The following is a 1,509-nucleotide window of genomic DNA, read 5'->3' as shown; positions in this document are numbered from 1 at the left end:
CAAGGCCGCCTGGGACCGCGCCATCGAGCTCGGCGAGACGCACGGCTACCGCAATGCGCAGGCCACCGTCATCGCGCCCACCGGCACGATCGGTCTCGTCATGGACTGCGACACGACCGGCATCGAGCCCGACTTCGCGCTGGTCAAGTTCAAGAAGCTCGCCGGCGGCGGCTACTTCAAGATCATCAACCGCGCCGTTCCCGAGGCGCTGCGCACGCTCGGCTATTCCGAGAGCCAGATCGCCGAGATCGAGGCCTATGCGGTGGGCCACGGCAATCTCAACCAGGCGCCCGGCGTCAACCCCGGCTCGCTCAAGGCAAAAGGCTTCACCGACGAGAAGATCGCCGCGCTCAACGCGGCGCTCGGCTCCGCCTTCGACATCAAGTTCGTCTTCAACCAGTGGACGCTCGGCGCCGACTGGGTGAAGGAGACCTTCGGCTTCACCGACGAGCAGCTGAACGATTTTTCGTTCGAGATGCTGCCGGCGCTCGGCTTCACCAAGAAGGAGATCGAGGCCGCCAACATCCATGTCTGCGGCGCGATGACGCTCGAGGGCGCACCGTTCCTCAAGGATGAGCACCTGCCGGTGTTCGACTGCGCCAATCCCTGCGGCAAGGTCGGCAAGCGCTATCTCTCCGTCGAGAGCCACATCCGCATGATGGCGGCCGCCCAGCCGTTCATCTCGGGCGCCATTTCCAAGACGATCAACATGCCCAACGAAGCGACCGTCGAGGATTGCAAGTCGGCCTACATGCTGTCCTGGAAGCTGGCGCTGAAGGCCAACGCGCTTTACCGCGACGGCTCGAAGCTGTCCCAGCCGCTCAACGCCTCGCTGATCGCCGACGACAGCGACGACGAGGACGAGGCGCTGGAGACGCTTCTCGCCGCGCCTGCGGCGCAGCAGGCGGTGCAGATCACCGAGCGCATCGTCGAGCGCATCATCGAGCGCGTCAGCCGCGAGCAGGAAAAGCTGCCCGGCCGCCGCAAGGGCTACACCCAGAAGGCCAAGATCGGCGGCAACACGATCTTCCTGCGCACCGGCGAATATGACGACGGCCGCCTCGGCGAGATCTTCATCGACATGAACAAGGAGGGCGCGACGCTGCGCGGCCTTCTCAACAACTTCGCCATCGCCATCTCGCTCGGCCTGCAATACGGCGTGCCGCTTGAGGAATATGTCCACGCCTTCACCTTCACCAAGTTCGAGCCGGCCGGTCCCGTCCAGGGCAACGACGCGATCAAGAGCGCTTCGTCGATCCTCGACTACATCTTCCGCGAACTGGCCGTCTCCTATCTCGGCCGCCACGATCTGGCCCATGTCGACCAGTCGGACTTCTCCAACACCGCGCTCGGGCGCGGCATTTCGGAGGGCAAAACCGACGCCGTCTCCAAGGGGCTTACCCGCGGCACCTCGCTGAAGATCGTCGCCGGCAAGCTCGGCGGCGGTGACCCGAAGGGCTTCGGCGGCTCCGACGGCGCCCCTGCCCGGATCGTGCCGACTGCCGGCTC

1 protein-coding gene is annotated in these 1,509 nt (G+C 65.5%); it reads left to right on the top strand.

Annotated features, from left to right (window positions below; all coding sequences use genetic code 11):
- Positions 1 to 1,509, top strand: a 1,509-nt coding sequence (locus tag V6M48_RS07680; RefSeq protein ID WP_332811947.1) for a TSCPD domain-containing protein, incomplete at both ends; no start/stop codon positions are given.

It is taken from the genome of Sphingomonas sp. (assembly GCF_036677245.1).
In the GTDB taxonomy this organism is placed as follows: domain Bacteria; phylum Pseudomonadota; class Alphaproteobacteria; order Sphingomonadales; family Sphingomonadaceae; genus Allosphingosinicella.
This window is presented reverse-complemented; position numbering and strand designations above follow the sequence as displayed.